This window comes from Ruegeria sp. YTSC003 (assembly GCF_059609785.1).
The window spans coordinates 465,048-487,582 of record NZ_JBXWMK010000001.1 but is presented as its reverse complement, the minus strand read 5'-3'; the positions used below and the strand labels follow the sequence as shown (position 1 = coordinate 487,582).

The following is a 22,535-nucleotide window of genomic DNA, read 5'->3' as shown; positions in this document are numbered from 1 at the left end:
GAAAGGTCTTTGGACTTGAACCCTATCAATCGTTTTCTTCGATCATGTCCACACGGGTTGCGTGACGACCGCCTTCGAACTCGGCCCCCAGAAACGCATCTACGATATCAAGGGCCTGACCTTCGCCCACGACACGCGCGCCGATCGACAGCATGTTGGCGTTGTTGTGCGCGCGGATCATGCGGGCCGAAAAGGCGTCAGAACATACGCCACAGCGAATACCCGGAACTTTGTTGGCCGCCATCATGATCCCCTGACCCGTACCACATAGGACGATTCCAAGGTGGCAATCGCCCGAGGCAACGGCCTGAGCCGCAGCTTTACCGTGGATGGGATAATGTGTGCTTTCAGGCGTCTTGGGGCCGATATCGACAACCTCCCAGCCTTGCGCTGCGATGTGGTCGGCGACCGCTTGGCGCAGCTCGATAGCCGCGTGGTCGCTGGAAAGAACAATGCGTTTTGAGGCTGTCACGGGTACGTCCTGTCTTGCTGTGTTGACAAAAAAGGGCGGCTGTTACGCCGCCCAACTCGGTCAGTCCATGTGATACATCGACTCGTAGATCGGTGTCAGTGTCTTGTCCTCGAACAATGAAGACACGCTTGTTCCGTTCCAGATGTTCAGGATCGCCTGAGTGAAAATAGGCGCGGTCGGCACGATGCGGATGTTCTTGGCGTTGGTGATCTCTTTGGTAGGCTGGATCGTGTCGGTCAGCACCAGAGATTTCATCACCGAATTCGTCACACGTTCGACCGCCGGGCCGCTCATGACACCGTGGGTGATGTACGAATGAACCTCTTTCGCGCCGTTATCCAGCAGGACCTGAGCGGCCTTGCATAGCGTACCGGCGGTGTCGCACATGTCGTCGACGATCAGGCAGATCTTGTCTTTGACGTCACCAATCACTGTCATCTCGGCCACTTCGCCCGCCTTTTCGCGGCGCTTGTCCACGATCGACAGGGGGGCGTTGATGCGCTTGGCCAATTCCCGCGCGCGGGCAACGCCGCCAACGTCAGGTGATACGACCATAAGCTCGTCCAGATTGTCCTGGAACTGGTGTTTCACATCCAGCGCAAAAATCGGCGACGCATAAAGGTTGTCGACAGGCATGTCGAAGAACCCCTGAATCTGTGCTGCGTGCAGGTCCATGGTCAGGATCCGCTCGATCCCTGCACCGGTCAGCATGTTGGCCACCAACTTGGCGCTGATTGGCGTCCGCGCCTTGGTGCGGCGGTCCTGACGGGCGTAACCAAAATAAGGGATCACGGCGGTGATACGCTGTGCGGAAGACCGACGCAGCGCGTCAGCGATGATCAGCAGCTCCATCAGGTTGTCATTCGCCGGATTCGACGTCGGTTGGACAATGAACATATCCTCGCCGCGCACGTTTTCGAAAACTTCGACGAAAATCTCGCCGTCATTGAAGCGCTCGACCCGCGCATCGACAAGATTCTGATCGACGCCGCGATACAGGCTCATGCGTCGCGAGATGGATTCGGCAAGAGGAAGGTTGGCGTTCCCAGCGATAAGCTTGGGTTCGTTGAGTGTCGGCATCGGCTGAGGTCCCCGGGCAGCAATGGCAATGTGACAGATTCGTGATGTTGACACCGCTTAGCACGGGTCTAACGTCCAGCAAAGATAACGCAGCGGAGAAAGTGCAGATGACCCAGATTGACTACTATTTTGCGACACTCTCGCCCTATACCTACCTTGCAGGTATGCGGTTGGAAGAGGTGGCGGCGAAACATGGCGCGACGATCAACTACAAACCGCTGGATATTGTCGCTCTGTTTGGGCGTACGGGGGGCACTCCTCCCAAAGACCGCCACATCTCTCGCATCGAATATCGGACGCAGGAACTACAGCGACAGTCCAAGCAACTTGGTATGGAATTCAATCTACAGCCCGCGCATTGGCCGACCAATGCGGCGCCGTCATCCTATGCGATCATCGCTGCGATCAAGGACGGGTCAGGGGATGTTGGCAAACTTGCGCATTCCTTCGTGCGGGCCTGTTGGGCCGAGGAGAAAGACATCGCGCAGGATGATGTGATCCGCGATTGCCTAACGCAGGCCGGTTTTGATCCAGGGCTGGCGGACAGCGGCCTTCTGGTGGGCGCGGAAACTTATGCCGCCAATCTAGAAGAGGCCGTGGACCGCGGTGTATTTGGCGCGCCGTTTTATATTACCGAAGATGATCAGCGGTTCTGGGGGCAGGACCGGCTGGATGATCTGGATCGTCATTTGTCGGAACTGAAGGGGTGAGGGACACCCCCCTGGCAGACAACACTTTTGTCAGAACGTTGGGGCAGGGCGCGCGCGAGGTGCTCGCCCTGCACTGCACAATCGCGCATTCCGGGGCGTGGTCGGGGCTGGCGACGGCTCTAGAGGGCGAGGCGACATTTACGGCCCCCGACATGCCGTCCCATGGCCGCAGTTCCGATTGGGACGGGAGAGGGGATTTCTTTGACCAAGTGATCCAACTGTCGGCCGCGCATCTGACCGAACCGATGGACGTGATTGGGCATTCCTTCGGTGGAATGCTTGCCCTTCGGTTGGCTGTCGAATTTCCGGACCTGGTCCGCAGTGCGGTCCTGATCGAGCCTGTGTTCTTTGCGGTTGCGATTCAGGACACGCCCGATTTGGTGCGGCAACATGATGAAGAGGCGAAACCTGTCTCTGATGCGCTCGCGGCCGGAAATTTTGAGCAGGCCGCCCGTTTGTTCAACCGGATGTGGGGCGCACAGGACGGCCCACGATGGCCCGAATTGCCAGAGCGGACACGCGCGGGAATGATCCGTGGTATTCACGTTGTGCCCGCCGTTGATGACGCTTTGTTCCTTGATCAGAAGGGGATGCTGAACCCTGGCGTTCTCGACCGCGCATCTATGCCGGTTCTGATCCTGAGCGGGTCTGAGACGCACCCCGTTATGCCCGCGATCGGAGAAGGTCTTGCCCGGCGGCTTCCCAATGCCGGAACGGGCGTTGTTTCGGGTGCTGACCACATGGTCCCAATCACTCACCCGGATCAGACGGCTGCCGTCATTCGAAAGTTTTGGGGTGGTCTATCCTGAACCATGTTGTGGACAGGATGACGCCCCTAATCCCTGAAATCACAACAAGCCGATGAACCGGTCGATTTCGTCCGAGTTGATCGACCAGTCGCAGACCAGTCGACAGGCCAGGATCTCGTCGTCATCCGCACCGTCCAGCTCTGCGCCCCACAGATGATAGACCGCACCCGCTTTGTGCAACTGCTTGTGACGCGCGCGCGAAAACTGCGCAAAGATCATATTGGCTTGCGGCTCATGTAGAAAGGTTGCGCCTTTGCCGCGTAGACCGTCGGCCAGATGCGCGCAGTTGGCGTTGGCTTGTCGCGCCATCTGCAGCCACAGATCATCGTTCAGATATGCGGCCATCTGGGCGGACAAGTAACGATGCTTGGAGAACAGATGCGCACCACGCTTGCGCCGCAGTTCGAATTCCCAGGCCTTGGATTCGTCAAAGAAAACTACCGCTTCGACACCCATCAACCCGTTCTTGGTGCCGCCAAAGCTGACCGCATCGACGCCCGCTTTCCACGTCATCTCAGCAGGCGAGCAATTGAGCGCGACCAACGCGTTGGTGAACCGGGCACCATCCAGATGAACTGGCAGGTCGTATTCCTTGGCGATACTGCAAAGCGCCTGCAATTCGGCCAGTGAGTATACCGAGCCACGCTCTGTCACCTGAGTGATCGACACGGGCCCACGCTGGGGACCGTGCACGCCACGTGTTTCTTCGGCCAAAATCGAGCGACGCAGCGCTGCGGGCTCCATCTTGTCGCCGCCCGGCACCAGTGTCAGCTTTGCGCCGCTATAGAACTCGGGCGCGTTGCATTCATCCTCGTGGATATGCGCGACGGGTGAACAGAACACGGTTTCCCATGGGTTTGAGAGTGTCGCCAGAGCCAGCGAATTCGCGGCTGTCCCGGTGGCTACCAGATAAACTGCGGCCCCTGGCGCTTCGAAGATTCCGCGAATACGATCGCGCACTTCGTTCATCAGGGTGTCCGCGCCATAGGCCATTTGATAGCCCTGATTGGCTTCGTTCAATGCGGCCATAACCCGCGGGTGAACCGGACCGGAATTGTCAGAGGCGAAATACATCAGCTGGGTTCCTCAATGATATAGTCTTCCCACTCTTCCAAGGGGGTTTCGAATTCGGATACCGTGCGCCCCTGAACTGACATGCCAGCTGCGTGCACGCTGTCCGGTGTACCTGATATCAGGGGATGCCAATCGTAAAGTGGTTTCCCTTCCCACAGCAGCCGATAGGCGCAGGTTTGGGGCAGCCAATAGGCGTGATCGTCGATGTTGTTGGGCTTCATCACGATGCATTCCGGGACGAATTGGTGGCGGATGTCGTATTGCGTGCAGCGGCAGGTCTCATCGTCCAGCAGACGGCAGGCGACGCAGGTCAGGGCGACCTCGCCGGTGTCCTCATCCTCAAGCTTGTTCAGGCAGCATTTGCCGCAGCCGTCGCACAAGGCTTCCCATTCGCGCTGGTTCATCTTGGTTAGGGGTTTGCGTTCCCAGAACCGCGGGCCAAGGCCTTTGCGATTGATCGGATCGGTGGTCATAGCGCGGCCAGCAGGATGCGCGCCTTGTCACAATCGGCATCCATCTGCGCGATCAGGGCATCCAGCCCGTCAAACGTCATCTCGGGGCGCAGGTATTCGACCAGGCCGACGGACAGAGTCGAACCGTACAGATCGCCTGAGAAATCGAACAGGAAGGTCTCGATATTCGGAACCTCTCCGTTGAACATAGGCCGTACGCCGACAGAGGATGCGCCGTGATAGCTGCCCTGATGAGGTCCGTCGAGCACATCGACCAGCACCGCATAGACGCCAAACTTTGGTGGGTGCAACCCTTCGATGGACATATTCGCGGTAGGGAACCCAAGCTCGCGCCCGCGTTGTTCACCGCCGATTACTTCGCCCTCGACGCGGTGCCAATGGCCTAGCATTGCCGCGGCGTCGCGGGGGCGGCCATCGGTCAGCGCGGTGCGGATACCAGTCGAGGATACCACATCGTCAGACCGTTCCATCAGCGGTGCAATGGTGACGCCAAACCCCATTTCTTGCCCGAACCGGGCCATATCTTTGGCGGTCCCACTGCGCCCTTTGCCGAAACAGAAATCCGCGCCGACCACGACGTGCGATAGACCAAGTCCCTCGCAGATGACATTGCGGGCAAAGCCTTCGGGCGTCAGACCGGCAAGCGCTGCATTGAACGGCAATTCGTACAGCTTTTGTACACCCAGTTTCTCCAACCGGTGCGCACGTGCGTTTCCGCGCATCAGACGAAAAGGTGGGGCATCGGGTGCAAAGTACTCGCGAGGGTGAGGCTCGAACGTCAGAACACCAAGCGGAGCATCCGGGGCCACGCTTTGTGCAAGTTCAATCACCGACTGATGGCCCACATGCACGCCATCAAAGTTCCCGATTGCCACACTGGCACCGCGGTCTTCTGGCTCGACAAACTGGAAATCACGGATGATCTGCATGTAGCTTGCCTAGCGGGACTGGTGACCGGGTTCAAGCACCTGATTGGTACAAATGCCGCGCAACAAAAAAGGGCACCGTTCCCAGTGCCCTTCAAAAGGAAAAAGGTATCGAATCGTCAGTCGAACTTGCGCGAAGGGGCCAAAACCATGGCTTCGCCTACCAGCACCTTTTTGCCGTCGACCGCACAGTGACAATCCAGTTTCACGCGACGCTTGGCAAAATCAATATCGATCACTTTGACCTCGGCATAGACCATATCTCCGGGGCGCACTGGAGCCAGAAATTTGAGCGACTGCCCCATATACACGGTGCCGTGGCCCGGCAGCTGCTCGCCGATCACGGCTGAGATCAGGCCCGCCGTCAACATGCCGTGGGCGATACGACCTTCGAAGATCGTGTCGCGGGCATAGTCGTCGTCCAGGTGTACCGGATTCCGGTCCGTCGAAACCTGCGCGAACATCTCGATATCTTCGTCCGTCACCACTTTGCGCAGGTGGCGGGTCATGCCCATCTCGATGTCTTCAATACAGATCGTGCCGCGTGGAAGATTATCCAACATGTCGCCCTCACTCGAGTTCAATGGGCAACAAAACAACTCAAGTCGCCCCCGTTTGGCAACTTTATTACTTCGCAACTGCAGAAAATCAAGTCTTTTCTGACTACCTCAATCGACCGATTGTGTAGGTAGGATTAATGTTTTCCTTTGCAATATAATCACTTAGGGATTCATGGTGCGGATGATGCTCAGTTTTTGTTTCCGCTGCGGCCAAACCACCCGAGATGAACAGAGAATCAATCCCTTCGCCCATACCACCCAGAATGTCCGTATGCGGGCCGTCGCCGATCACAAGAATGTCGCCATCAGGGATGTCATGACCCAATTCCTGCAGCCTGCGCCGCGCAAGATCATAGATCGGCGGGTGGGGTTTTCCGAAATACAGGCTCTCGCCTCCCATCTCGGTATACAGCTTCGCCAACGCACCCGCGCACCATTCGCGTATCTCGCCCCGGTCGACAACGATGTCGGGGTTGGCGCAGAGCAGCTTCATGCCTTTCTGCTTGGCATAGAGGAAATCGGCGCGATTGACCGCCGGATCCGCCATTGGGTCGAACGGCCCGCAGCAGACGATCCCTTCGGCCTCATCCAGCGGGACACGTTCGATGTGGATCGGATGGTGTAGTATTTTCAGCGGCTCAAAGAATCCCGCGTCGCGTTCCCATTCCCCCATGAAATAGACTTTTTCACCAACCGCCCCACGGAACATAGCGGACCGGGCCGAGTCCCCGCTGGTGGCAATGGTGTCATAGGCATCTGCGGGGACATTGAACTGCCCAAGCTGCTCAGCCACGCCAGCGCGCGGTTTGGGTGAGTTGGTGACCAGCACAACGATCCCGCCTTGCGCCCGGTAGTTTTGCAAAGCCGCGACCGCATCGGGATAGGCAGTGATGCCGTTGTGAACGCATCCCCACAGGTCAACGAACAGTGACTTGTAGCGGCCTGAAATCTCGGAAAGCGTGTGGATGATCTGGGTCATGGGAGCCTCGGGACCTGAAATTCTGAGTTGTGACAGCTATGGCAAAGCTTTCACCTCTTGGCCATCCCGCAATATCAATTGCTGGTCGAACACGGTGTGTCTGATCGCGTCATTCGACGATTTCTTCGACATCGGGTGCTTGTTGGACGTTTTCGGTGCCCAATATGATCTGTGCGCCGATCCTGTTCTGGAAACGCACTACGACCAGAAAACCCGGCCCCAGTTCTTTCTGAAGTACGTCGACCAAAGGCGTGTCACGCAGGGCCTCGGGCAGCAAACCGGCGATCGAGGATACTTTGTAAGCCGCTTCAATCGGAAGGTCCACGATCAGCCAAATATCGGCGTGTTTACGTTTGGCATTCACGTCCACGCGGATGATCTCGACCGACACCGGATCGGCCCAGTCCCGGATCGTTTGCGCCAACTGCGCCTCGGTCCGGGTTTCGAGGTAACGGTTGTAGGTCGACTTTCCCAGTTGAAGGACAACGAAGGCCAGGAATGCCAGTGTCACCACCACGCTTGCGGTGAAGTTCAGCTTGCGCCGACCCTTGCTAAACACCACCGCGCGCGCCGCATATACGATGTAAACCGCGCAGGCCGACAGAATGATTGCTCCAAGGTTGGTGGCAAACAGCAGGCCGGCCTCATAGGCCTCGGCGGGCTCGTCGAAATACAGCAAAACACCCGATGCAGACAGAGGTGGCACCAAGGACACGCCGATGGCTGCACCGGGAAGCAGGCTGGCCTCGGACCGGTTGATTTGAACGTAAGCTGCGGCCACTCCGGCGGCGAGGGCAACGATCAGATCCTCGGTGCCCGGATCCGTTCTGGCGAGAACCTGATCGGGGATCAGAATGCCGCGCGGGACGTCTGCGACATAGACAAGAAGCCACGCCAGCAAGACGCTGATTACCGCGGCACCGCAGACAATCAAAGCCAGTTTGAACGCGCGACCCAGCCATCCCATCACCATCGCCGCCGCAACCCCAAGGATCGGGGTCATCAATGGCGCAACAAGCATTGCGGCAATGACCACCGCGCCAGAGTCGCGTAGCATGCCCATCGTGGCGATCACCACGGATAAGGTCAGAAGCATGGCAAACCGTCGCCAATAGGCAGATTTGTCCTTGCCTTCAAATCTCAGGATGTCGCGTGTGGTGCTGAACTTGCGGGAACTCATGAACGTCGTCTGACCCAATTCGCTGTCTGGCTATTGATGTCAGACTACCAACGGATGCCATTCGCGCAAAACATTAGTAGCAAAGAAAAAAGGCGCCCGCGTGGGGCGCCTTTCGGTTGGGATGTTTGTCCGCGTCAAACCTTGAGGTTCGGGATGATCTGCTTTTTGCGGCTCATGATACCGGGCAGGACCACGGCATCGCCATCCACGCTTGCGCCAAAGCTCTTTTCTGCGACGCCCTTGACCAGATCGTTGGGTACCAACAGAGTGGCCTCTTCGTTCAGGATATCGACCACGAACAGCAGAACCTGATCAACGCCGTCTTCCTTGGCTACGTCAGCCATCGAACCCGCCAGGCTGGCCTTGCGGTCCAGTACAACGCCCGGTGCGGTGGTTTCCAGAACCGAAACGCGGAACTTGGTGCCGTCGACCTCATATTCCTTGCTGTCCATGCGGATCAGTTCGGCGTCCGAGAAGGACGAGACATCCGATTTGGCCGCGAACATTTCCGCGGCATAGGTCGCGACGTCCAGACCCAGATCAGCGGCCAGATTCTCGGCCACTGCGCGGTCATGTGCGGTGGTGGTGGGAGAGCGGAATTCCAGCGTATCCGACAGGATGCAGGTCAGTGCGGCGGCTTTGATGGCGTCGGGCATCGTAGCGGCGTCATCACCGATCAGGTCCATCATGATGGTCGCGGTGCAAGCCAGCGGGCGCACGGTGATGTCGATCGGGCCTTTGGTTTCCAGGCCACCAACCAGCTTGTGGTGGTCGATGATTGCCCGGATGTCCGCGCTGTTTACGCTGGCTGGCAGCTCGGCCGGGTTGTTGGTGTCCACGATGACAACCGGCGTGCCCTCGGCCACGTCTTCGATGATGCGCGGCTTGGGCAGGTCCCAGCGCTGCAGCAGGAATGCCGCTTCGGTGTTGGGTTCGCCCAGCAGAACTGGCTCGGCCTGTTCGCCTTTGATTTCGTTCAGGTACCATGACCACAGGATAGGTGAGCCTGTGGAGTCGGTGTCGGGGGATTTATGTCCAAATACGAGCGTTGTCATGTCAGCGTCCTGAGGGTGATCATTTTGCGCGCCTTATAGGGCGGTCCGCCGGGGTTGTCACCCGACAGTGTTTACGCTGCGACGGTTGGTCTGAAATCGAGGTTGGTCAGAACGGGGCGCGGGTCAGGGTGTACCCGGCCTGTTGTAATTGGTTCAGCAGCCCGTAGTCGCCCCCAAGATGCCCGGCACCGACCGCGATCACGACGTTTTGGTCCTGAATGTTCAGAATTTTCTGCATCCAGTTGCTGTTGCGCTCGACCAGGAGTTTTTGCTCGAAATCATTCCATTCCTCGTCGAATACTTCGGGCGACAGGCCCGAGTCTTCCAATCCCTGAAGACGGGCGAGCTGGATGATTTCGACATGTTTCTCTTCCAGGTAGGCGTTGGCCATCGTCGCCAGTTGATCCTCGCTACCGCCCATGGCACCGGCCATCCGCACAAGGGACTGAACCTGCTTTTCGATGGGGTGGCTGTCGAACATACTCATAAGATCGGCAATCTGTTCTAGCGAGCGTTTGGGGATACCCAACTCGTCAGCCAACTGGTCCAGACGGGCGTCCATCCCGTGGTTCGCACTGGGGTCCTGCATCATACATGGAGGGACGCCCAGCATCATGCTCAGAAACCAGGGCCGCATTTTGGCTGCCATCCAGCCGGGGATACCGCGTTCGGACAGCCCGATCGACAGGGCGGACCAGTCTTCCTCGGACATCAGATCAATCAGACTGGGTCCCGAGGTGATCATCACCGGGCTCATGTCCTTGGCCAGGTCTTTTTCGAACGCGTCCATTTCTTCCCGCGTGACCTCGAAATAAAACGCGTCCGCATCGCCGAGGGTCGGCGTTAGCCGTTCGACCACTGCGTCCATACGTGCGTCATTGGCATGCAACGTACCAACAAGGTGCAGGATCGTGTCACCCTTGGACGCGATCCAGTGATTGCCCTCGGCAAACGGGATATCGGCCACTGTCTGTTGCAGTTCGGACTTTACCGCGGGGCTAAGTCCCGGCCTCAGATCATTCCCTTCGCATGCGGCCTGTACGGCGGCGGGCAGGAATAGGAACAGCAGAGGTGCAAACAAGCGCATAAGGATCATCTCGGAATCTTCAGTGTGACCGCGACATTGCCTTTGCGCAGCAATGTATTCAAGCCAGATGCAGGTGATGGCTGGCGTTCGCGGCAAATTTGCATAGCATGGCGGAATGGACCGTGAGCAGGATCTATACCCGCCGATCAAGGCGCTGTTCGAGCGTCAGGGCTATACCGTCAAAGGCGAAGTCGGCGCTGCCGATATCGTCGCTGTTCGGGATGGCGATGAGCCGGTGATTGTTGAGCTGAAGCTGCGGTTCTCATTGGCGCTGTTTCATCAGGCAATCACGCGGTTAAGGGTGACTGACCAGGTCTATATCGGTGTGTGCAAACCCAAGGGGCGAACCGCGCGGCGTGCGTTAAAGGACAATTTGGCGCTGTGCCGCAGGCTTGGTCTGGGTCTGATCACCGTACGTGCTGACGGTGCGGTCGAGGTGCAATGTGACCCTGGCCCGTATGCACCGCGAAAAAACAAAGCAAAAGCGGCTCGTCTTTTGCGTGAATTTGACCGGCTTGAAGGTGATCCCAATGCAGGAGGGGCCACCCGGCACGGGATCGTGACGGCCTATCGTCAGGACGCGCTGAAATGTGCAGCCCATCTGGCCGAATGCGGAGCGACAAAGGGGGCGGAAGTTGCCCAATCCACCGGCGTCGCCGAGGCCACGCGCCTGATGCGGGATAATCACTACGGGTGGTTCGAAAAGGTCGATAAGGGGGTCTATGCGCTGTCGACCACAGGAGCCGAAGGGTTGAAACACTGGGCCTATAGCTGGGAAGAGACCGGCTGAGCCTCGCAACTAAAAAATCCATCACAGCTTGTTGACTCGGGGTTTCCGACCCCCTAGCTATGCGTCGTTATCACTCTCTACCCTTGAGTGCTAACGCCTCGCCAGCCGGCGAGGGGAGGATAATAAACTTTGAGCCCAAGGAGCTGCAAAGATGGCATTGAAACCGCTTCATGACCGCGTGCTGGTTCGTCGTACCGAAAGCGATGAAAAAACCGCAGGCGGGTTGATCATTCCCGAAAGCGCAAAAGAAAAGCCCAGCGAAGGCGAAGTCGTTTCGACCGGTGAAGGCGCGCGCAAGGACAGCGGCGAACTGATCGCAATGGCTGTAAAAGCTGGCGACAAGATCCTGTTCGGCAAGTGGTCGGGCACCGAGGTCAACGTCGGCGGCGAAGAGCTGCTGATGATGAAAGAAAGCGACATCATGGGGATCATCGAGTAAGCGCCCACGCTTCTCTGATCTTCATTTCCAACATTTTTCTCAAGGAGAAACAACATGGCTGCTAAGGACGTCAAGTTCGACACCGATGCCCGCAACCGCATGCTGTCAGGTGTGAACATCCTGGCCGATGCTGTCAAAGTGACCCTGGGCCCCAAAGGCCGCAACGTGGTTCTGGACAAATCCTTCGGCGCACCGCGCATCACCAAAGACGGTGTATCGGTTGCCAAGGAAATCGAACTGGAAGACAAGTTCGAAAACATGGGCGCGCAGATGGTGAAAGAAGTCGCCAGCCGCACCAATGACGAAGCCGGCGACGGCACCACCACCGCAACCGTTCTGGCACAGGCAATCGTTCGCGAAGGTCTTAAGCAGGTTGCAGCGGGCCTGAACCCGATGGACCTGAAGCGCGGCATCGACCTGGCAACTGCCAAAGTCGTTGAAGGCATCAAAGAGATGGCGCGTGAAGTCAAAGACTCGGCAGAAGTCGCTCAGGTTGGCACCATCTCGGCCAACGGCGAAGCCGAAATCGGTCAGCAAATCGCAGACGCGATGCAGAAGGTTGGCAACGAAGGCGTTATCACCGTCGAAGAAAACAAAGGTCTGGAAACCGAGACCGATGTTGTCGAAGGTATGCAGTTCGACCGTGGCTACCTGTCGCCTTACTTCGTCACCAATGCTGACAAGATGATCGCAGATCTCGACGACTGCATGATCCTGCTGCACGAAAAGAAACTGTCCTCGCTGCAGCCGATGGTTCCGCTGCTCGAGCAGGTGATCCAGTCGCAAAAGCCGCTGTTGATCATTGCTGAAGACGTTGAAGGCGAAGCGCTGGCAACTCTGGTTGTCAACAAACTGCGCGGCGGCCTGAAAATTGCTGCTGTCAAAGCACCTGGCTTCGGCGATCGCCGCAAAGCCATGCTGCAGGACATCGCAATCCTGACCGGCGGTCAGGTCATCAGTGAAGATCTGGGCATGAAGCTCGAGTCCGTCACCATGGATATGCTGGGCACCGCCAAGAAAATCGAAATCACCAAAGACGAAACCACCATCGTTGACGGTGCTGGCGAGAAAGCCGAGATCGAAGCACGTGTTGCTCAGATCCGCACTCAGATCGAAGAAACTTCGTCGGACTACGACCGTGAGAAGCTGCAAGAGCGCGTTGCCAAACTGGCAGGCGGTGTTGCTGTTATCCGCGTAGGTGGCATGACCGAAGTTGAAGTGAAAGAGCGTAAGGATCGTGTTGACGATGCTCTGAACGCAACGCGCGCAGCCGTTCAGGAAGGCGTTGTTGTGGGCGGTGGCGTTTCGCTGGTTCAGGCAGGTAAAGCACTGGACACTCTGAAAGGCGCAAACGCTGATCAGGACGCAGGCATCAATATCGTGCGTAAAGCCATCGAAGCGCCGCTGCGCCAGATTGCTGAGAACGCGGGCGTCGACGGCGCAGTTGTTGCAGGCAAAGTTCGCGAATCTTCGGAAGCGGCCTTTGGTTTCAACGCTCAGACCGAAGAGTATGGCGACATGTTCTCGTTCGGCGTTATCGATCCGGCCAAAGTTGTCCGCACTGCGCTGGAAGATGCAGCATCGGTTGCTGGCCTGCTGGTCACCACCGAAGCAATGGTTGCTGACAAGCCTGCCAAAGACGGCGCGCCTGCTGGCGGCGGCATGCCCGACATGGGCGGCATGGGCGGCATGATGTAAGACGTCGAATTCGCCTCGGCGAATTCTGACGGTCCCGACAGGCGCTTGGCTGTAAGGCCAAGCTGCCGAGAGGGAAGCCTTAGTATCTAGGGACGGGGTCGCCTTCGGGCGGCCCCGTTTCGTTTTGCGGACCATCCCGCAGGAATGTGAGTGTGCAAAACGCGCCGAAACCGGCTATGCGGTTGATATGAAACTGTTCCTACTCACGTGCCTGACGATGTGCGCCTTTGCGTCCAACTCGATACTTAATCGGCTAGCGATTGATAGTGGCGCCAGCGATCCCGCTGCCTTTGCCGTGGTGCGGGTTTTAGCCGGTGCAGTGGTGCTGGCCGGGTTGGTTCTTCTGAGGGCTGGCCATTTGCCCCTGTTTGACCGGCGCAGGATTGCCGGGGCAGGGTCGTTGTCCCTGTACATGATCGGATTCTCTGTCGCCTATCTGACGCTGGACGCGGGTCTTGGCGCGCTGATCCTGTTCGGGGTGGTGCAGGTGACGATGTTCACTGTGACATCAGTGAAAGGCACTCTGCCCACTGGTCGGCAGATCGCGGGCGCCGCAATCGCGTTGCTGGGGTTGGGCTACGTGCTTTGGCCGTCCGGATCGATACAGGTCAACCCGGTCGGAGCAGCTCTGATGATTGCTGCCGGGATCGGCTGGGCGATCTATTCGCTGGTTGGCAAGTCCGAACCGGATGCCTTATCCGGCACTGCTGCAAATTTCGTCGTGGCATTGCCAGTGACAACGCTGGCTTTATTGGCGACAGGAGGGGCGTGGCACATGACTGCTAACGGATACTTGCTGGCCGCGTTGGCCGGTGCGGTCACATCAGGGATGGGGTATGCGCTGTGGTATCAGGTTCTGCGGGAATTGACGCCCACAACGGCGGCCGTCGTGCAACTCAGCGTTCCGATTATAGCCATTATTGGCGGTGTCCTCCTGCTGGGCGAGGCCGCCAGCCTGCGCCTGATCATGGGGGCCGGGCTGGTATTGGGCGGAATTGCACTGGCCGTTCTGCGCAGGACGCCGCGGTAGGGGTTTATTCGCTGGACGTTAGGCCTTATCTGGCGGCTATGCGTTATTTGCTTGCCCTCTTTCTGTTCTTTGTGCCTGCCATTGTGCAGGCAAAATGCGTGGTCCTGCTGCATGGGTTGGCACGGACCGAAGCGTCTTTTACCGTCATGGAACAGTTGTTCAAAACGCATGATTATACCGTCGTGCGCCCGGGGTATTCCTCTACCGACCTGCCAATTCCCGATCTGGCTGCACAGACGCTGCCGGGTGCATTTGCGGAATGCAGCGACGACAAAGTCAATGTTGTCGCGCATTCGATGGGCGGTATTCTGTTGCGCTATTGGCTGCAGGACAATCATCCGGAAAACCTGGGTCGCGTAGTCATGCTCGGCCCGCCCAATCAGGGCAGCCAGCTGGTGGACGAACTTAGCGCGTATGAGGTGTTCGGGATGTTGAATGGCCCGGCCGGTCTGGCGCTGGGCACGGGCCCCGAAGGTATCCCACGACGACTGCCCCCCGTGGATTTCGAACTTGGTGTGATCGCCGGGGAGAATTCGTTGAACCCACTGTTTTCTTCGATGATCGATGGCTCGGATGACGGGAAAGTTTCGGTTGAAACGACCAAGGTCGAAGGGATGGCGGATCATATCGTCCTACCGGTGACTCACACGTTCATGATGAACAATCCACGCGTGATGGCGCAAGCGCTGCATTTCATCGAGTTCGGTCAGTTTGATCCGCAGATCACATGGCTGGATGGGGTGATGGAAATCATCGATGAAATCTGCATTGGGCAGGATTGCTCGGAACCGGACTCGGAGCGCTCTGAATGACCGCACTTTCTCTGACTTTGTCCGGCGCAGAGGTTCTGTTGCCGGATCAGGGCATGACTCGTGCCGATCTGTCCATTTCTGACGGGGCCGTGCAACGGGACCGGGCGGGACGGACAATCGACCTGTCTGGATATCTGGTGATGCCCGGCATCATCGACCTGCACGGCGACGGGTTCGAGCGTCACATCGCACCGCGACGAGGGGCGATGAAGCAGATGGACGAGGGCATCCTGTCGGTCGAGGCCGAACTGGCCGCCAACGGGATCACGACGGCGGTCCTGGCCCAGTTTCTAAGTTGGGAGGGCGGTGTACGCGGCCCTGATTTCGCTGGCCAAGTGTTCGATGCTATTGCGTCGGTCAAAGATCGCGTCGTCACCGATTTGCTGCCTCAGCTACGGTTCGAAACCCACATGCTCGAGGAATATCCGAGCCTGCCTGAACGTATTGCCGCGTGGCGTGTGCCATACGTGGTGTTCAACGATCACCTGCCACATGACAGGCTGGCCGAGGGGCGCAAGCCGCCGCGCCTGACGGGGCAGGCGCTTAAGGCCGGGCGTAATCCTGAAGCACATTTTGAGATGTTGCTGTCCATGCATGCCCGAGGCGATGAGGTTTCCGCAGCCTTGGACGCGCTCTGTGCGGCATTGTCCGAGCAGGGTGTCCGTATGGGCAGCCATGACGACGCAACGGCTGAAACTCGCGCCGATTGGCGGGAGCGAGGTGCTCAGATTGCCGAGTTTCCCGAAACGCTAGAGGCGGCTGAGGCCGCTCGGGCTGCTGGGGACCACGTTATTCTCGGATCACCCAACGTGGTGCGCGGCGGATCGCACAAGGGCAACGTTAGTGCGCTGGATCTGATCACCATGGGGCTGTGTGATGCGCTGGCCTCGGATTACCATTATCCCAGTCCCAGGCGAGCGGCTTTGATGCTGGCCAAATCCGGTCTGTTGGATCTGGCCGGAGCCTGGGCGTTGGTCTCGTCCGGTCCGGCACGGGTTCTTGGGTTGCAGGACCGGGGCACTCTTGCCCCGGGTCAACGCGCAGACCTAGTGATACTTGACGCTCGGTCCCACCACGTCGCTGCTACGCTGGCTGGCGGGCGGGTTAGTTTCATGTCCGGTGATATCGCCGCACGGTTCGTGGGCTGAGTTACCGCGTGATGCGGTTGAAATGCGCCATCTTGCGGCCCGGTTTGACTTCAGCCTTGCCATAGAGATGAAGCGCAACGTCGCGTTCCCGCGCCAATTCCGGCACGCGGTCCATATCGTCGCCTATCAGGTTCTCCATAACCACGTCTGAATGGCGTTGACCGTCGCCCAACGGCCAACCGGCTACGGCGCGAATATGCTGCTCAAACTGATCCACCGCGCAGCCGTTCTGCGTCCAGTGGCCCGAGTTATGCACCCTTGGCGCAACTTCATTCACGATCAAACCCTGCGGTGTCACGAACAGTTCGACACCCATGACACCGACGTAATCCAGCGCGTTCAGGATATTCGCGGCCAACAGCACGGCATCAGTTCGCTGCGCCGGGGCGAGGCGGGCGGGTACCGTGGTGGTGTGCAGGATGCCATCGCGGTGCACGTTTTCACCTGGGTCGAAACAGGCGACTTGCCCGTCGATACCGCGGGCGGCGATGACCGATACCTCGTGGCTGAAATTGACGAACCCTTCGAGGATTGCGGGCGCGCCTGCCATATCGGCCAGTGCGGCCTCGGCATCCTCAGGGCCGCGCAACCGCGCCTGTCCTTTGCCGTCATAGCCGAAACGACGTGTTTTCAGGATGGCTGGCGTGCCAATCTGGTCAATTGCTGCCTTTAGGCAGTCCAGATCGGTGATGTCGGCGAACGGCGCTGTTTTCAAGCCCAACCCGGCAAGGAACGTCTTTTCGGTCAGGCGGTCCTGACTGACGCGCAGTGCTTCGCGCCCCGGATGAATTGGGCAATGTGCTTCCAACAGGTCTAGCGCTTCGGTCGGGATATTTTCGAATTCATAGGTGATGACATCGACGGACTCGGCAAAGGCCTTCAGCGCTGCTGCGTCATCATAGGCTGCAGTGGTCACACGATCCGCCACCTGACCGGCGGGTGGGTTGGCACCCGGCTCAAAGATGTGGGTTACAAAGCCCAACCGAGCTGCCGCGACGGACAACATCCGGCCCAATTGACCACCGCCAAGAATTCCAATCCGCGCGCCCGGAGAAAGCATGTCCGTCATCAATCAGTCTCCAACCTTTTTCCAATCGCTTGCAGGGCCGAGCGCAGCGCATCATGTGCTTTGCCCGCATGCAATGCCTGCGTCATCTGCAGGCTGAGTGTTCCATCCGTCGCCAGCGCGTCCCGTTCCTCGGCGAGACGCCCGGCTTGCCCGGTTTGCATCGTCTGCAGAAATCCGGACAGCAGCTGTGTTGTGTAGAACTCCGAGGCATCCGCGTCGCCTGTTTGCTCGGTCAACCACTCGGCACCTGTCGCCATAACGTCCAGAATCCCCGGCACCATCGCGCAGATCGCAAAATGTGCGTTCAACGCTACCTCGGTTTCGACTTTTACAACTGGGTTTTCGGGTTCAAACAATTCGGCCAGCAAGGCATCGTTGCCAAACGCCGCAAGCGGGCATCCGCCTTGCCGCAAAAAACCCAAAGGGATTGTTTGAACGAAGTCAGTCGCCGGAGCGCACAGGGATGCAAGCTGGTCCACCGATACAGCTGCCATCACCGATACGATTTGCTGATCCGAGCGAAAACTCAGCTTGTCCAAAACTTCCGGGGCGATCTGAGGGCGCAGGCAAAGAAAAACGATATCCGATGCGTCGATAACCGCTTGTGGGTTTGTGACCGTTACGCCCAGTTCAACCTTCAACTCAGCTGAGACTTTGGCGTTTCGCTCTGTAACGGCGATGCTATGCCCCTTGTCCGTAAGAAAACGCGCAATGGGGGCTGCGATATGTCCGGTTCCGATAAAGCCGATACGGCTCATCCTTGGGGTTCCTCGGGGATAGAAGCAGACAAAGCTTCGCGCCAGGCATCCAGCCGATCAGCCAGTGCTGCGTCCTGCAAGGCGAGGATGCCAGCCGCCATCAACCCGGCATTGGCCCCACCGGCAGAGCCGATAGCCATCGTCGCCACCGGAAAGCCTTTGGGCATCTGTACGATGGAGTATAGCGAATCGACGCCGGACAGCACACGGGTCTGCACAGGCACGCCGATCACCGGTACGCGCGTCTTTGAAGCCATCATCCCCGGAAGGTGCGCAGCACCGCCCGCACCGGCAATAATTACATCCAGGCCGCGCTGAACGGCGGTTTTACCATAGTCCCACAGGCGATCGGGGGTGCGGTGCGCCGAAACGATGCGCTTTTCATACGCAATGCCCAGTTCATCCAGAATATCCGCGGCCTCTTTCATCGTGGGCCAGTCCGACTGGCTGCCCATGATGATCCCCACTTTTACATCGCTCATCCGCTTGTCGCCTCTGCCCGTCGAAAGAGCGCGCACTATAGCCAAATCGGCCTATCTGGCAATGCGGTACAGGGATTTTAGGCAATGATATCCGGGGTCAGGCGGTCTTCGATCAGGCGAATGATGTCCTTGAGGCGCAGTTTCTGTTTTTTTAACCGCTTGATCGTCAACTGATCCGAAGTCCCCGTGGCCTGCAGCGCCTCGATCGCTTCGTCCAGATCGCGGTGCTGGCGGCGAAAAACCTCCAGCTCGACCCGAAGAACTTCATCAGTTTTCATTGAAATGTCAGTGGGCGCGTTCATGGACGACTCGGTTGTTGTTGTGGTGCTTTCCACACAAGATAGTGTGTCAGGGTTTATCCGGCCAGACCTTGTGGACATCCCTGCATATTCCCATATTCTATCATACGCGGTTGCCAAAACGGGACCGCACCACACGTCGCTTTGGCAATAAAGGACGAAAATACGTGTCGAAACTTACTCTTGGCTCATACCCGCATCTTTTGGGGTTCGAGCAATTGGAACGCCTTCTGGAGCGGTCTGCAAAGGCCGGCAACGAAGGATACCCGCCCTATAACATCGAACAGACCTCGGATTTTTCCTATCGTATCACCTTGGCAGTTGCCGGTTTTGCGGAACAGGACCTGTCGATTACCATCGAGGATCGCCAACTGGTGATCCGGGGCCGTCAACGCGACGACAGCGAGGGGCGCATCTTTCTGCATCGCGGCATCGCGGCACGTCAATTTCAGCGCATGTTTGTGCTGGCGGACGGTGTCGAGGTGGGCGAGGCGATCATGGAAAACGGTCTGCTGCATGTGGATCTGACCCGCGCCGTGCCTGAAACCGTGGTTCAGACAATCAATATACGGAAGGGGTAAGAGCAATGAATACACCGATTGAAATCAACACCGAAGGCGACCGGATCGTCTATGTAAAAGCCGTCGATGTGGCTGACCTGCCGCGTGAAGTGCGCGAACAGGCTGGTGATCTGGATCAGCTCTACGCTGTGCATGACTCGGATGGTCAGCAACTGGCCCTGGTCGCAGATCGCAAGCTGGCCTTTATTCTGGCGCGCGAACATGACTTTTCCCCGGTGGCCGTGCACTAAATCGGCCCCCGCAGCGTGTGATTTTCCCGTGACATCCGCCGCCCCACGGGTGAGATATGCGAACCAATACGGGTTCGCAGGCGGAGGCACCAAACATGAGTTGGTTTGATTTTGACTGGGTGGACGCATTCAGCGACCGCGCCTTTGGCGGCAATGGATGCGCCGTGGTGCATGGTGGGGCCGTCCTACCCAAAGATGTCTGCACGGCTTACGTGCGCGAAACGTCCTTGGTCGAATGTACCTTTACCGGGCCGTCTGACGTGGCCGACTTCCAAGTGCGCTATTTTCTGGCCAGCCGTGAAATCCCTTTTGCGGGGCATCCAACCATTGCCACTGTCGCGGCGATGCGGTCGCGTGGGCTGTTTCAGGGGGATGCGCTGACACTGGACACCGGGGCAGGGATCGTTTCCATCCAACTCAATGGTGATGAGATTGAGATGACGCAGGTTGCCCCGCAATTTGGTGCGATGGTTCCTGCCGATCTGGTTGCCGCCGCCATCAGCCTGCCGGAAAGCGCGATCATCTCCCCACCTCAGATGGTATCCACAGGGTTGCCTTTTTGTGTCACCGTTTTGCGTGATCATGAAGCCTTGCGCGCCGCGAAGTTGGTTGAAGAACCTTTGCGAAAAGTGATCGAAGCAGGCGGGTATTCGGGGTCGGACATGGCCGAGCCCTTCCTTGTGACGCTGGAAGGTGCGACCGAGGCGGGCGACACATTCTCACGTCTGTTGATGCTGCCGCCCAGCCCGCCCGAGGATCCCTTCACGGGATCCGCAACCGGGGCGATGGCAGCTTATCTGTGGAAGTATGGTTTGATGCCCAAAGATACGTTTACGGCAGAACAGGGCCACGACTTGGACCGCCCCGGCCAAGCGACCGTTACACGCGTTGGACCCGCCGATGCAATGACCGGTATCAAGGTGGCGGGTCGCGGCTATATTCTAATGCGCGGTCAGGTCAATTTTCCCGGGCAACTGTCATGACCGAACCCGCGATCGCCATCCTGCCTTACGGGCATCGAATAGGGCCGAAACTGGCTTCGGTTCCATTGTCCGATCTGATCTGGCCCGAAGGGTGCCCCGAGCGCTTGATGGGCAAAACAGTTGGCGATCTTGAGCGTACCGACCATCTGATTATGTATCCCAATTCTACCGTGCATTTGCGCCTGCGCCGGGGCACCCGCGCCCGGATTTCGCTGATGATGGGCGAACCGTCGGCCATTCACGCCAAGCACGACAAGATGCTCCGCTACACATGGCGGCGGTTCTTTCGGGTGATGACGTTTCATGATGTGCTGTTGCGAAACCTTCCCAATGCGGTGTTTCTGCCCTACGGCGTGACGATGGTGCCGGATTGGCGTGACCTCAACGTAGAGAAAACGAAGTCCTGCTCGCTCATTGCCTCAGCCAAACGCGATCTGGAGGGGCACCAACTGCGCCATTCGGTGATTGACTGGGTGCGGGAAACGGGTGCTGACGTTGATATCATGGGGCGGGGATACACGCCATTTGACCGCAAATCCGACGGCTTGGCCCCGTATCGCTATTCCGTTGTGATCGAGAATGTTCGCGAGAAGAACTATTTCTCGGAAAAGCTGACAGATGCGATCTTATGCTCAACGGTCCCGATCTATTGGGGGTGTCCGAATATAGGGGACTTCATGGACACAGCCGGTATGATCCTCTGCGAATCCGAGGCCGACATTCAGCGCGCGATCAACAGCCTGTCCGCTGACGACTATGCCGAACGCCTGCCGCATCTGAAAGCTGCGCAAAGCAAGGCGGCAGAGTTCGGTGACTTTGAAGGCCGTGCGGTGCGGACCCTGCGCGAACAGATAAACGCGGCCTAGTGGTGCGATGGCCGCGGGGCCAGCCACCCCACCGGCAAGATCGGATTCGCCGAGGCGTCGATCCCATGTCGAAGGCAAAGCCGCTGCAGATATGATCCGCTGACCGGCAGCCCGGCGGTTTTGCCTGCCATGAATTTTTTCTGATGTCCGTAGATGTGAACTGAATGCACCTTATCCCGTTCGATCTCGGCCGTGGAAATGCGCGGATCGTGCAGTTTCCATAGCTGTTCCTTGTCCAAAGGATAGAACACATCCGGCTGCATCGCGTGGCTGTCCTCGCCGGTCTGGCGCAGAAAATACTCCAACGCCTTGGGGCCGGAGCTGCCCCAGGGAAGTGCTTCGATGCCCCAGGTCTCTCCGTTTCGGATGCGCCTGCGATTGTGTCGAAACAGCCGACCGCCACGCCAGGGCTGGGTCGGGTTGGCAGAGATCACGAAATCAATCCATAGCGCCAGCGTCTCTGAGTCTGGTGGCAGACGCAGAACACCATTGGGAAAAGTGCCTGATTGCGTCGACCCGAAAACGTAAGTCGAAGAAAAGTCGAATGGCTTGACGCAGTAGGCATCCAGATCGACCCAAATGAACGGGGTTTTCTGCATCAACCGCAGCCGGAAAATGTCGGAAAACACTGCGAGCCCTAACCGGTCTTCCGGTCGGAAATCAAACGGCGCGGGCCAAAGGATATCAGAAGCGGGCCGTACTTCGGCGCCCCTGGGCACGCCTTGGATGTCATGCACGGTATACAGGATAAACCGGTGACCGTTATCCAGATAGGATTGAATGCACAGCGCCTCGAGCCAGCTCAGGTCTGATCCGAACCAGAAACTGGCAATTGCAGGCAGGTCGCGGGTCATGGGCACTTTGCGTTTTGGTTAGGGTCTGCATTTGCACCAAGGCAGCGTGCGCTTGTCAATCCAACACAAAAAGCGGCCACTGCTGGCCGCT

General features: G+C 58.2%; 27 protein-coding genes. 12 read left to right on the top strand and 15 right to left on the bottom strand.

Annotation, left to right across the window (positions count from 1 at the left end; all coding sequences use genetic code 11):
* Nucleotides 1-25 precede the first annotated feature (25 nt).
* Together rpiB and AC2FFH_RS02440 are read right to left on the bottom strand one after the other, a co-directional pair.
* Nucleotides 26-472, bottom strand: coding sequence for a ribose 5-phosphate isomerase B (gene rpiB / locus AC2FFH_RS02445; RefSeq protein WP_496778729.1), 447 nt, complete (start codon nucleotides 470-472; stop codon nucleotides 26-28).
* Between the two features lie 60 nt (nucleotides 473-532).
* Nucleotides 533-1,552: a ribose-phosphate pyrophosphokinase gene (locus AC2FFH_RS02440; protein WP_058275513.1), complete on the bottom strand. Its 1,020-nt coding sequence runs from the start codon at nucleotides 1,550-1,552 to the stop codon at nucleotides 533-535.
* Between the two features lie 107 nt (nucleotides 1,553-1,659).
* On the opposite strand from AC2FFH_RS02440, the gene AC2FFH_RS02435 reads away from it, so the two are divergent.
* Entirely contained in the window at nucleotides 1,660-2,262 is a 603-nt protein-coding gene (locus AC2FFH_RS02435) for a 2-hydroxychromene-2-carboxylate isomerase (RefSeq protein WP_496769105.1), read from the top strand.
* Nucleotides 2,259-3,071 (top strand): alpha/beta fold hydrolase, encoded by an 813-nt coding sequence (locus AC2FFH_RS02430; protein ID WP_496769103.1) that lies wholly within the window; start codon nucleotides 2,259-2,261, stop codon nucleotides 3,069-3,071. Before AC2FFH_RS02435 ends, AC2FFH_RS02430 begins: the two co-directional genes overlap by 4 nt.
* 39 nt (nucleotides 3,072-3,110) lie before the next feature.
* Here the strand turns inward: AC2FFH_RS02430 and AC2FFH_RS02425 are convergent, their stop codons facing one another.
* From AC2FFH_RS02425 to AC2FFH_RS02390, 8 genes are all read right to left on the bottom strand, one after another.
* Complete coding sequence (locus AC2FFH_RS02425) at nucleotides 3,111-4,145, bottom strand: threonine aldolase family protein (protein ID WP_496843648.1); 1,035 nt, start codon at nucleotides 4,143-4,145, stop codon at nucleotides 3,111-3,113.
* Nucleotides 4,145-4,618, bottom strand: coding sequence for a YcgN family cysteine cluster protein (locus tag AC2FFH_RS02420; protein ID WP_496843646.1), 474 nt, complete (start codon nucleotides 4,616-4,618; stop codon nucleotides 4,145-4,147). Before AC2FFH_RS02420 ends, AC2FFH_RS02425 begins: the two co-directional genes overlap by 1 nt.
* Nucleotides 4,615-5,547, bottom strand: a complete 933-nt coding sequence (locus AC2FFH_RS02415; RefSeq protein WP_496769099.1) for a bifunctional riboflavin kinase/FAD synthetase — start codon at nucleotides 5,545-5,547, stop codon at nucleotides 4,615-4,617. Before AC2FFH_RS02415 ends, AC2FFH_RS02420 begins: the two co-directional genes overlap by 4 nt.
* 116 nt (nucleotides 5,548-5,663) lie before the next feature.
* Nucleotides 5,664-6,107 (bottom strand): MaoC family dehydratase, encoded by a 444-nt coding sequence (locus tag AC2FFH_RS02410; RefSeq protein WP_058275996.1) that lies wholly within the window; start codon nucleotides 6,105-6,107, stop codon nucleotides 5,664-5,666.
* 100 nt (nucleotides 6,108-6,207) lie between these two features.
* Nucleotides 6,208-7,083 carry a TIGR01459 family HAD-type hydrolase gene (locus AC2FFH_RS02405; protein WP_496723982.1) on the bottom strand — a complete coding sequence of 292 codons (876 nt, stop codon included), beginning with the start codon at nucleotides 7,081-7,083 and terminating at the stop codon, nucleotides 6,208-6,210.
* Between the two features lie 109 nt (nucleotides 7,084-7,192).
* Nucleotides 7,193-8,263 (bottom strand): DUF389 domain-containing protein, encoded by a 1,071-nt coding sequence (locus AC2FFH_RS02400; protein WP_496723984.1) that lies wholly within the window; start codon nucleotides 8,261-8,263, stop codon nucleotides 7,193-7,195.
* Nucleotides 8,264-8,397: 134 nt separating this feature from the next.
* A complete protein-coding gene (locus AC2FFH_RS02395; RefSeq protein WP_496769097.1) occupies nucleotides 8,398-9,318 on the bottom strand; it encodes a manganese-dependent inorganic pyrophosphatase in 921 nt (306 codons plus the stop codon).
* 106 nt (nucleotides 9,319-9,424) lie between these two features.
* Nucleotides 9,425-10,414: a TraB/GumN family protein gene (locus tag AC2FFH_RS02390; protein WP_496769095.1), complete on the bottom strand. Its 990-nt coding sequence runs from the start codon at nucleotides 10,412-10,414 to the stop codon at nucleotides 9,425-9,427.
* A gap of 106 nt (nucleotides 10,415-10,520) precedes the next feature.
* Between AC2FFH_RS02390 and AC2FFH_RS02385 the strand changes: the two genes are divergently transcribed.
* From AC2FFH_RS02385 to AC2FFH_RS02360, 6 genes are all read left to right on the top strand, one after another.
* Nucleotides 10,521-11,195, top strand: a complete 675-nt coding sequence (locus AC2FFH_RS02385; RefSeq protein ID WP_496769093.1) for a DUF2161 domain-containing phosphodiesterase — start codon at nucleotides 10,521-10,523, stop codon at nucleotides 11,193-11,195.
* 151 nt (nucleotides 11,196-11,346) lie between these two features.
* Nucleotides 11,347-11,634 carry a co-chaperone GroES gene (locus AC2FFH_RS02380; RefSeq protein ID WP_496723992.1) on the top strand — a complete coding sequence of 96 codons (288 nt, stop codon included), beginning with the start codon at nucleotides 11,347-11,349 and terminating at the stop codon, nucleotides 11,632-11,634.
* Nucleotides 11,635-11,688: 54 nt separating this feature from the next.
* Nucleotides 11,689-13,332, top strand: coding sequence for a chaperonin GroEL (gene groL, locus AC2FFH_RS02375; protein WP_496723994.1), 1,644 nt, complete (start codon nucleotides 11,689-11,691; stop codon nucleotides 13,330-13,332).
* Between the two features lie 187 nt (nucleotides 13,333-13,519).
* The gene (locus AC2FFH_RS02370; protein ID WP_496738208.1) at nucleotides 13,520-14,362 is read left to right on the top strand and encodes a DMT family transporter; all 843 of its coding nucleotides are present in this window, start codon (nucleotides 13,520-13,522) and stop codon (nucleotides 14,360-14,362) included.
* A gap of 38 nt (nucleotides 14,363-14,400) precedes the next feature.
* Nucleotides 14,401-15,174: an alpha/beta fold hydrolase gene (locus AC2FFH_RS02365; RefSeq protein ID WP_496723998.1), complete on the top strand. Its 774-nt coding sequence runs from the start codon at nucleotides 14,401-14,403 to the stop codon at nucleotides 15,172-15,174.
* Complete coding sequence (locus tag AC2FFH_RS02360) at nucleotides 15,171-16,322, top strand: alpha-D-ribose 1-methylphosphonate 5-triphosphate diphosphatase (RefSeq protein WP_496843642.1); 1,152 nt, start codon at nucleotides 15,171-15,173, stop codon at nucleotides 16,320-16,322. The genes AC2FFH_RS02365 and AC2FFH_RS02360 overlap by 4 nt, the downstream gene beginning before the upstream one ends.
* 1 nt (nucleotide 16,323) lies before the next feature.
* On the opposite strand, the gene AC2FFH_RS02355 is transcribed toward AC2FFH_RS02360, so the two are convergent.
* The 4 genes from AC2FFH_RS02355 to AC2FFH_RS02340 form a co-directional block, all read right to left on the bottom strand.
* Nucleotides 16,324-17,391, bottom strand: coding sequence for a 5-(carboxyamino)imidazole ribonucleotide synthase (locus AC2FFH_RS02355; RefSeq protein WP_496769090.1), 1,068 nt, complete (start codon nucleotides 17,389-17,391; stop codon nucleotides 16,324-16,326).
* Nucleotides 17,391-18,149, bottom strand: coding sequence for an NAD(P)-binding domain-containing protein (locus tag AC2FFH_RS02350; protein ID WP_496769088.1), 759 nt, complete (start codon nucleotides 18,147-18,149; stop codon nucleotides 17,391-17,393). Before AC2FFH_RS02350 ends, AC2FFH_RS02355 begins: the two co-directional genes overlap by 1 nt.
* The gene (purE, locus tag AC2FFH_RS02345) at nucleotides 18,146-18,631 is read right to left on the bottom strand and encodes a 5-(carboxyamino)imidazole ribonucleotide mutase (protein ID WP_496769086.1); all 486 of its coding nucleotides are present in this window, start codon (nucleotides 18,629-18,631) and stop codon (nucleotides 18,146-18,148) included. The genes AC2FFH_RS02350 and purE overlap by 4 nt, the downstream gene beginning before the upstream one ends.
* A 77-nt stretch (nucleotides 18,632-18,708) precedes the next feature.
* The gene (locus AC2FFH_RS02340) at nucleotides 18,709-18,933 is read right to left on the bottom strand and encodes a YdcH family protein (RefSeq protein WP_058275529.1); all 225 of its coding nucleotides are present in this window, start codon (nucleotides 18,931-18,933) and stop codon (nucleotides 18,709-18,711) included.
* A gap of 164 nt (nucleotides 18,934-19,097) precedes the next feature.
* Here AC2FFH_RS02340 and AC2FFH_RS02335 point away from each other — a divergent pair, with 164 nt between their 5' ends.
* The 4 genes from AC2FFH_RS02335 to AC2FFH_RS02320 all read left to right on the top strand — a co-directional run bounded on the left by AC2FFH_RS02335 (nucleotide 19,098) and on the right by AC2FFH_RS02320 (nucleotide 21,590).
* On the top strand, nucleotides 19,098-19,511 hold the full coding sequence (locus tag AC2FFH_RS02335; protein WP_058280036.1) for an Hsp20 family protein: 414 nt from the start codon (nucleotides 19,098-19,100) through the stop codon (nucleotides 19,509-19,511).
* Between the two features lie 5 nt (nucleotides 19,512-19,516).
* Complete coding sequence (locus AC2FFH_RS02330) at nucleotides 19,517-19,741, top strand: DUF1150 family protein (RefSeq protein WP_058275531.1); 225 nt, start codon at nucleotides 19,517-19,519, stop codon at nucleotides 19,739-19,741.
* Nucleotides 19,742-19,836: 95 nt separating this feature from the next.
* Nucleotides 19,837-20,724, top strand: a complete 888-nt coding sequence (locus AC2FFH_RS02325; RefSeq protein WP_496696159.1) for a PhzF family phenazine biosynthesis protein — start codon at nucleotides 19,837-19,839, stop codon at nucleotides 20,722-20,724.
* Complete coding sequence (locus AC2FFH_RS02320; RefSeq protein WP_496696157.1) at nucleotides 20,721-21,590, top strand: hypothetical protein; 870 nt, start codon at nucleotides 20,721-20,723, stop codon at nucleotides 21,588-21,590. The genes AC2FFH_RS02325 and AC2FFH_RS02320 overlap by 4 nt, the downstream gene beginning before the upstream one ends.
* Here AC2FFH_RS02320 and AC2FFH_RS02315 read toward each other — a convergent pair.
* Nucleotides 21,587-22,444 carry a hypothetical protein gene (locus AC2FFH_RS02315; protein ID WP_496843641.1) on the bottom strand — a complete coding sequence of 286 codons (858 nt, stop codon included), beginning with the start codon at nucleotides 22,442-22,444 and terminating at the stop codon, nucleotides 21,587-21,589. The genes AC2FFH_RS02320 and AC2FFH_RS02315 overlap by 4 nt on opposite strands.
* Between the last annotated feature and the right edge of the window lie 91 nt (nucleotides 22,445-22,535).